Here is a 7,794-nt window from a genome sequence, read left to right as displayed (position 1 = left end):
CCTGTCACGCCGGGGGTCGCGGGTTCGAGTCCCGTCCGCTGCGCCATATTCGGTATCTGGAACTGAACGCCAGACACCACAAAAAGCCCGCCTTGTGCGGGCTTTTTGCTGTCTGCGATTTATAAAATCGCCGCGCTACTGCGCCGCATTGCGGGCATGCCGATAATCGCTCACCGCCTCGTACACTGCCTTGCGCAAGCGATTGATCCCGCCAATCGGCCGATGCGCCTCGATGCCGAACCACGGGTTGAACGACAGGTTGTCGCATTGCAGATTCAGCGCCGGCGTGTCGAAGTCCTGCGCGGGCAGGGTGATCCGCGCCACGTTTTCAAACGGTGCATCCTGCTCACGCCACTCAATGCTCGTGTCCTCGATCGGCATGTATTTGTTCGCGTCCTGGCGCTGGATCTGCAAGGCGAAGCACGCCGGCACCCGATCCGTCGACAACTGTTGATTCAGTGCACTGCGCAGGAAGTTCGGCAAGTCGTGATTCTGTTTGGGCAGCGCATACGCCGGGCAACGCTCGGGATCCGGCACGACGCGGAATTTCGCATTGGCCTCACCGAACTTGTAGGGCGATACCGAGAAATATGTGGTCTCGGTCGGACTGTCCGGCGGCGCTGACAGCGTAGCCAGCGCGATGAATAGATGACGGACCTGCCAGGTGCGCGGATCCCATGTCGGAAAAAACGCCATGACCTTCTTGCCGTCAGCCTGCGCCGCCACATTCTGACGATACTCTGCGACATTGCTGACAAAGAAATTCGGATGGCTGAACATCACGAAATCCTGTTCATGCTGGTCCTGGCGATTGCCGAACAGTTGCTTGCCAGGAACCTCGAACAGCTTGATTGCCATCCCGCGCGCGTCGCGAATGCTGTCGAATTGCGGATAGGCATTGCCGTTGGACAACCGGATCAGCGCCTGCCAGGTCTTGCCCGGCTCGCTGAACACACCCTGTCGCAGCGATTGCGCCAGTTCCGGTAACACCTGCACTTGCGCCTTCACGCAGCCATGCGCCTTGGCGTGGGCATCGCGCAGATAACGCGTGGGTTCGCGGTGCTGGTCGACGATGCGCACTGCGGTTTGGATGACGTCCTGGGTCATCGCCGCTTCGCCTGCTGGAATCTGTTCCTGCGCGGACACCGGCCCGCGATGCTGCCAGGCAAACCATGCGGTGGCGATGGCCCAGCCGAGCAGGGCGATGACCAGCAGGATCAGCAGCGTCTTGCCAAGCAAACGCCCCAACCAGAGCCAGAAGCGAGCCAGTGGCGGCAGTTCTTTTTTGAATGTCGGCATGATCATGGCAACTGCGCCTCCAGTGGTCCGCCCAGTACTTTCAGGTATTCGAGCAGCGCCCAGCGCTCCTCGGGTTGCAGGAGTCGGCCGATCACTCCGTTGCCGCGAGCGCCGGCGCGGAATTCGTGGCCGCTGTTGTGGTTGCCGCTGATGCGCGTGTCGAACAGAAAACCGTTGGTGAAAGGCTCGGTGCGATAGCCGAGGTGGCGCGGGTCGTATTCGAGCGTGCCTTTATAGAAGGTGGTGGAGCGCTCATCCTGCGGTGACAGCAACTGATAGATGCTCGGCACCGAACCGTTGTGCAGAAACGGCGCAGTCGCCCACACGCCTGCCAGCGGTCGAGCCTTGTAAGCGACTTTCTCGCGCACGCCGATCGGCAGGCCGAAACCATCCATGCGCGGTTCTTCTTCCGGCGTGATCTGCGCGTCGCGATAGGCACGGTTTTCCACGAATGCGGTGACGTAAGCCAGGCCCTTGGCCACCGACAATTGGCTCAGATCAAGCGGCTCCTTGGGTTCGGGGTGCAGTTTGACGTCCATCTTTTTCAGCTCATTGACATCCCATTGCAGTGCGCTCAGGTCGAAACGGTGACTGGCAATGTTGTTGGCCGCATTCGGATCGGTGCCGATCACCTCCACGGGAATCATGTGCAAGTGCTGCACCCAGCGTTCGCCTTCCTGCGATTGGCGCGGGACATGGCAGCCCGCGCAGTTTTCCGCGAACAGCGCGCGGCCTCTGGCGGCCAGCGGCTTGTCGATCGCACCGAACAGATCTTCCGGCCAGGTCGGCGGCTTCAGCTGCTGCAAGGTTTCTTCGATGGCGTGCAGATCACGCACGCGCACGCTGGAGGGATAGCGCGCAGCGCCTTGCAGCGGCTGACCGTTGGCGTCGAAGAAATTCAGCGTGGCACCGACGCCGAGCGCCTCGCCGATATTGCGCGCCATTGGCTGCTGGGCCGAGCCGTTCCACTGCACCCAGTCGAACGTCCACATGTCCCACAGCTGCGGGTAATCCACCGGGGCATCGGCCACGCGGTAGTTGGCAGGGGAAATCGCATCGCCAAACGTAGCGTTGGCAATCCGGCCGAACGCATCGGTGCGCCCCGGGCCTTCCTCGGTCGGATAGAGGCCGCGATGAGTGTCGTTCCAGGCCACTTTGACGAAGGTGTTCAGCGATGTCTTGAACTCGCTGCGCAATTGTTCGCGGCGCGCTTCGTAATCATCTCCGAGCACCTGGCGGGCGAAGCGCTCAAACTTCCATGGGTTGTAGTAAGTCGAGGCTAGACTGGCGACCAGGGCCTGTCCGAAACTGCCACCGCGCAAAGTAGGAACGCTGGAAGGCAACACGTGCTGTGCGGTGCCACCATCGATGCGCACGGCCTGGTCTTTGAAGCGCAACTCGCCGGTGTGGCAAGCGGCGCAGGTGATGTCCAGATAATGCTCGGAGGCGTTGCCGGGATTCTGGTGCCGGGCAAAACCGACGGGGAGGTTGCCGGGGTTGTTCGCGCTCGCTTTCTGCTGCGGGTCGACCATGAAGCCGAAACGGGCGAGATATTCAGGGGAGGCGAAGCGCTGCTCGGAGAAGGGCAATTCCAATGCCTGGAACCACTCGTAACGCAGGCCTTTGACTTGCGTACCTTGGGGCGTGAAGTAGTAGGTCTGCCGTTGCTCTTCGCTCCATTGATCCAGGTAACGTACCTGTTGCGGCGGGATGTAGAAGGGCAATTTCGGATTGGCGACGTAATAGACGATCACCGCGAGGGCGATTACCGCCAGCATGATCAGCAGAGCGAGAATGCGGGATAAGAGGCGCAAGTTGAACATCCTTGTCGAATTGTTGCGCTGTTATGCCTGAGCGCCGCTGGCTGGGCAAGTGGCCATTACGCCAGATACTGAGTCAGGAGCCGACGAGCCTTGTCGTCCGTGAATGACAGAAGCTTCATCCAGCCGTTGCCCAAATGCGTTTTAATCCCTGAACTTATCGGAAGATTCCTGCTCTCATGCCGGTAGCCATTGGTCGTGGCGGCCTGATAAGCTCGCGGCTTTACTCGATTGCCCATTCGGCGCATGAACAAGGAAATAGCATGAAACAGCATCGGTTGGCGGCGGCGGTAGCCCTGGTTAGCCTGGTACTCGCGGGTTGTGACTCGCAGACCAGCGTAGAGCTGAAAACCCCGGCGCAAAAAGCTTCCTACGGCATCGGCCTGAACATGGGCAAAAGCCTTGCCCAGGAAGGCATGGATGATCTGGACTCCAAAGCGGTAGCCCAGGGCATCGAAGATGCCGTTGGCAAGAAAGAACAGAAGCTGAAAGATGAAGAACTGGTCGAAGCCTTCGCCTCGCTGCAAAAGCGTGCTGAAGAGCGTATGGCCAAGATGAGCGAAGAGTCGGCAGCCGCCGGCAAGAAATTCCTCGAAGAAAACGGCAAGAAAGCCGGTGTCACCACCACCGCCTCCGGCCTGCAGTACGAAGTAGTGAAGAAAGCCGATGGCCCACAGCCTAAGCCGACCGACGTCGTCACTGTTCACTACACCGGCAAGCTGACCAACGGCACCGTGTTCGACAGCTCCGTCGAGCGCGGCAGCCCGATCGATCTGCCAGTCAGTGGCGTGATCCCGGGTTGGGTTGAAGGTCTGCAACTGATGCACGTTGGCGAGAAGTACAAACTGTACATCCCTAGCGATCTGGCTTACGGCGCTCAGTCGCCAAGCCCGGCAATCCCGGCCAACTCGGTTCTGGTTTTCGACCTGGAACTGTTGGCCATCAAGGATCCGGCCAAAGAAGACGCCGCTGCCAAGTAACACGCAACGGCTCGAAAACAACGCCTCGCTTATGCGGGGCGTTGTTGCATCTGCAGGTCAGGGAAGGTAAACAGAGCGAACTGACGGCGATCAGCACAGTCATAGCTTTGAGGCTGCCCGCGCTAGACGCCCTGAGCTGCCAAGTCAATGAAATATTGGGCTTTTTTATGTGAGTAAAAAACGCCCGATCTGAGCGCAGCCCTTATGAAACGGGGCTCTCAGCGCTGAAATGCAGCTCTGTTCACAAGGTTATCCACAATTTGTGTGGATAACATTTCAACGGGAAGAATAGATGAAAGCTCCGTGGAATTTCGCTCGATTCCTGCCGTTGGCCGGTCGCCTGCTGGCCCGTGGACGCCTGCCGACCCTATTGTTTGCCGTGGCCAGCAAAGGCGCCGCGCAAGGCAATCGCTTGGGCAAACTCAAGGATGATCTGCGCTTGCTGCAGTCGTTATGCCTGGCCTACTGGCGTGGCGAGTATCGCGCGATCAGTGCCAAGTCGCTGATTTCGGTAGTGGCGGGTCTGATGTATTTCCTCAGCCCGGTCGATGCCATTCCGGATTTCATTCCCATGTTCGGCATGCTCGATGACATCGCTGTCCTCGCCTGGTTGATGAAAACCCTCGATGACGAACTCAACGCCTTCCGCCTGTGGCGCAAACGCCAGCAGCCCGAAAAGCTGGCCGTGGTTGAACGCCTCCCTGATACCCCTGAACAATTGCAGTTGCAAGGCCCGAAAAAGCCCTGACTGACCAAGACTGCCTACAGATAGATACCACTCGCGACCTTAGCCGCTGTTAGGATTACACTTCTAGGGAAAAGTGCCGACTCGCTAAGTGGTGTTGTCCTACGGGGTAGTCATGGATATTCAGATAATTGCACGCGATGGCGAACCCGAATACGCGGTTCTGCCGTGGGCTCAATATCAGGCTTTACTGAAAGCAGCAGGGATCAACGCAACACCGGCGCCGCAGCCAGCAGCGCCGCTCGCCACCTCGCCGGAGCCGATTCTTCCGGGTCTGGATCAATTACGCAGTTTGCGCGAAGGGAAGGGCATCGCCATCGAGGCGCTGGCCCGCACGGTAGGCATCAGCCCGTCTTACCTGGCCATGATCGAAAGTGGTGAGCGTCAGCCCGACGCCGCGATTCGCCGCAGCCTGGCCTGGGAACTGACGGTGCCAGGTTGGAGGGATGAATCGTGAGCGTACGCATCAGCCGTCAACATTGGGACGGATTGCTGGGGGAACTGGACCAGGCGCGTCGTCAGCGCCATCTTCTGACCTATCGAGCCTTGCTTGAGCGTTTGCAGCTGCCGACTCCGGCGATGCAGACGTTGACGGCTGCACTGGAGCATCTGGCCGCACTGGACGCCAAAGCCGAGCAGCCGTTGCGCAGTTCGCTGGTCATCAGTCAGGGCGCGAGTCGTTTGCCACGTACCGGGTTCTTTGAATGTGTCGAGCGTCTGGGGCGTTTTTCCGGGCCGTCGGATGGCGTCGCGGCGGCGTCCTGGCATGCGTCGGAAGTGGTGCGGGTCTTCGAATACGAATACCCGGAATCGGCGGAGGCCTGAGTGTTTCTGCGGCTCAAGGCGCGGGCCGGTTACTGGCTGGCCCGCCGGCTGTTTCATTGGTCGTGGTTCGTTCGCCAGCCGCGTGGCTGGCGCTGGCTTGAAGGCCAGTTCGCGCGCATGGCCAACCTCGGCGATGTCGATGCTCAAAGCTTTTATGGGCACATTCTGACTTTTCGCGGCGTCGGGTTGGGCGCGCGTGAAGAAGGCGTGCGTCTGCTGCGTCTGGCGGCGTTGGCCGGCGACGGTAAAGCCGCTTATCAAGTTGGCGTGATCAGCCTCGCCGGTACCCCGAGCAAGGCGCCGGATCACGTTGAGGCCGCTCGTTGGTGGAGCATGGCCGCCAAGGCCGGGCATCCGTTGGCCGAGCTGAAGCTGCAACAGCTGAAGGCTGGTGATTCAACGCAGTAATTCCATGTATGTCTTCTAAGTAAACGCGGCGTGAGGTTTTCCTCACGCCGCGTTTACGTTTCTGCCTGCACGTTTTTCGCTTGATGCTGGATTGCAGATTAGTCCTACATCCTTTGCCTACTCGCCTGACTTCTTTCCTCTTTGATCCCCCGCACAGTTCCCGCGACTAATTTCTTGCGCGAGGGACCGCTCATGCTTCAGCCCGTTTTTCAGTCCACCTTGTTTGCTCGCGTGTGTTGATGCAAGCCATCGCGCGCATCGAGCAGGAACTCGACAGCTTTCCGCAAACGCTCAGCCTCTACCGCAAACAGCTTGATCACTGGCTCAGTCGCAGGGCGGACCAGATCAGCGAGGCAGCAGACCTGCCATCGCTGGTGGGTATGGAGCGGATCATCCGCTTCGGCGATAGCAGTACGTCGGTCAGCAGCAGCGACGACGAATTTTCCTCCAGCGTCGTCCAGTGCCCGCACGGCGGGCTGATGCAAATCGAGAGCAAGTTCGAATCGGTCTACGACATCCCGCTGGGCAACATTTCCGTCGATGTGGTCGACGTGGATAGCGGCAAAACCGCGCCGGTCACCCTTGATCAGCAGGGCAAGGGCGAGTTCAGAGGCGACGAGGGCAAGTTCTACCGCGTTCTGGTCCACAGCGCTGTCACCTCCAGTCAAGTCGACGAGCTGTTCAAATCCTACGACGGTTTGACCGGCGAACTTGAGCGCTGGCTGCGTAGCGAGTGGCAAGGTTTCAAGCCGCAGTGGTCACAGTCGGTGGCGACCGCAGCCAGCAACGGCATGCTCGCCGGCAGTTGGGCGGCCATCGAAGGGGTATGGGACAGCCTCGGTCTGCTCTCGGAAATCCTCCAGGACCCCGGCAAGTTTGCCGAGCGTCTAGGCAGCGGCGCGGCTGAGCTGATCGAGCTGGCGCAGACCGCTCCGGATCTTATGGAAAAGCTGCAGTTGCTGGTCAGTGACGAAGCGGCGATGTGCTTGCTGCTGCGGTCGGCGAGCCTGTGGCTGGACATGCTGCCGCCCAGCGAGGTTGCCGGCAAGTCTGCTGAAGTGGCGTCGATGATGATCGTGCAACTGATCATCGATGTGTTGATCAGCGTGGTGCTGACGTTTGTCGGAGCGGGGGCGGGGATCGCTTATCTGACGCTGCGTCTGGCTGACCGCGCAACGCAGCTGTTCAACGTCGCCAAGCGTCTGGTCAAGGCGCTGTTCAGCATCGTCAACGCCTTTATTGAATACGTCGACCGCTACAAAGCCGTTGCCGCGCGGGGCATCGCCGCCGGGGTGAAAAAGGGCCGGATGCAATTGCGCTGGGATGCCAAGCGCAACGCCATGTTGAAGAAGGACGAGCCACACGACGACGCGCCCGACCAAGCAAAGAACCCCAACGGCGATGCCGCCGATTGCGTGCCCAAAACCTGCAAAAACGGCTGCCCGGTGTCGATGGTCACCGGCGAAGAACTGCTGACCCTGACCGACGCCGTGCTCGATGGCGTGTTGCCCTTCGAATTCACCCGCTTGTACCGCAGCAGCGCGGTCGAGATCGACATCGGCCTGGGTTTCGGCTGGAGCCATACGCTGGCGCATCGGCTGGCCTTCGACGGCGATGGCGTGATCTGGATCGATCATGAGAACCGCCGAACCCGCTTTCCCTTGCCCAATGTCGCGCGTCCGGCGATTCACAACAGCCTGTCGCGGGCGGCGATCTT

Annotated in this window: 8 protein-coding genes; 6 read left to right on the top strand and 2 right to left on the bottom strand. The window is 60.0% G+C overall.

Annotated features, from left to right (window positions below; all coding sequences use genetic code 11):
* Positions 1-135 precede the first annotated feature (135 nt).
* Both D8U82_RS17015 and D8U82_RS17010 read right to left on the bottom strand, forming a co-directional pair.
* Complete coding sequence (locus tag D8U82_RS17015) at positions 136-1,305, bottom strand: catalase family protein (RefSeq protein ID WP_130902587.1); 1,170 nt, start codon at positions 1,303-1,305, stop codon at positions 136-138.
* Positions 1,302-3,113: a di-heme-cytochrome C peroxidase gene (locus D8U82_RS17010; RefSeq protein ID WP_130902586.1), complete on the bottom strand. Its 1,812-nt coding sequence runs from the start codon at positions 3,111-3,113 to the stop codon at positions 1,302-1,304. Before D8U82_RS17010 ends, D8U82_RS17015 begins: the two co-directional genes overlap by 4 nt.
* 269 nt (positions 3,114-3,382) lie before the next feature.
* Here D8U82_RS17010 and D8U82_RS17005 point away from each other — a divergent pair, with 269 nt between their 5' ends.
* The 6 genes from D8U82_RS17005 to D8U82_RS16980 all read left to right on the top strand — a co-directional run.
* Positions 3,383-4,099, top strand: coding sequence for an FKBP-type peptidyl-prolyl cis-trans isomerase (locus D8U82_RS17005; RefSeq protein ID WP_016773732.1), 717 nt, complete (start codon positions 3,383-3,385; stop codon positions 4,097-4,099).
* A gap of 292 nt (positions 4,100-4,391) precedes the next feature.
* Positions 4,392-4,847, top strand: coding sequence for a YkvA family protein (locus tag D8U82_RS17000; protein ID WP_016773733.1), 456 nt, complete (start codon positions 4,392-4,394; stop codon positions 4,845-4,847).
* A gap of 112 nt (positions 4,848-4,959) precedes the next feature.
* Positions 4,960-5,301 (top strand): helix-turn-helix transcriptional regulator, encoded by a 342-nt coding sequence (locus D8U82_RS16995; RefSeq protein WP_016773735.1) that lies wholly within the window; start codon positions 4,960-4,962, stop codon positions 5,299-5,301.
* Positions 5,298-5,669, top strand: a complete 372-nt coding sequence (locus D8U82_RS16990) for a hypothetical protein (protein WP_003223109.1) — start codon at positions 5,298-5,300, stop codon at positions 5,667-5,669. The genes D8U82_RS16995 and D8U82_RS16990 overlap by 4 nt, the downstream gene beginning before the upstream one ends.
* Positions 5,670-6,077 carry a sel1 repeat family protein gene (locus D8U82_RS16985; protein ID WP_125926977.1) on the top strand — a complete coding sequence of 136 codons (408 nt, stop codon included), beginning with the start codon at positions 5,670-5,672 and terminating at the stop codon, positions 6,075-6,077.
* A 239-nt stretch (positions 6,078-6,316) separates the two neighbouring features.
* The coding region (locus D8U82_RS16980) for a DUF6531 domain-containing protein (RefSeq protein ID WP_241668068.1) at positions 6,317-7,794 on the top strand (1,478 nt) is incomplete at its 3' end.

It is taken from the genome of Pseudomonas sp. Sample_23, from assembly GCF_004307595.1.
Lineage (GTDB): Bacteria > Pseudomonadota > Gammaproteobacteria > Pseudomonadales > Pseudomonadaceae > Aquipseudomonas > Aquipseudomonas atacamensis.
Note: the sequence above shows the minus strand (reverse complement) of the source record. Positions and strands in the feature narration are given on the sequence as shown.